We start from the raw sequence: 244 nt of genomic DNA, 5'->3' as shown, positions 1-244 counted from the left end.
GGAGGACAGGAAAATGTTTAGTCAACTACGTATGCGAGAAGAACAGGCATTGTTAGCACAGGACTATGCCTTGGAACAAGCTGAAGAAAAAGGCTTAAAGCGTGGTCTTGAACGTGGAAAACTTTTTGTCTTCTTAGACATGGTTCGCCAACATGTTTTAACTTCTGAATTTGCGAGTGAGCAATTAGGCATGACCGTGGCTGAGTTTGAGGAGCTATTGAAAGACCATCATAAATAAGACCTA

General features: G+C 41.8%; 1 pseudogene. It reads left to right on the top strand.

Annotation, left to right across the window (positions count from 1 at the left end):
- Positions 1-238 (top strand): annotated as a pseudogene (locus tag ADI58_RS00475) (Rpn family recombination-promoting nuclease/putative transposase); the annotation flags it as partial.
- Positions 239-244 lie beyond the last annotated feature (6 nt).

The organism is Streptococcus mitis, assembly GCF_001074635.1.
Classification (GTDB): Bacteria; Bacillota; Bacilli; order Lactobacillales; family Streptococcaceae; genus Streptococcus; species Streptococcus mitis_E.
Note: the sequence above shows the minus strand (reverse complement) of the source record. Positions and strands in the feature narration are given on the sequence as shown.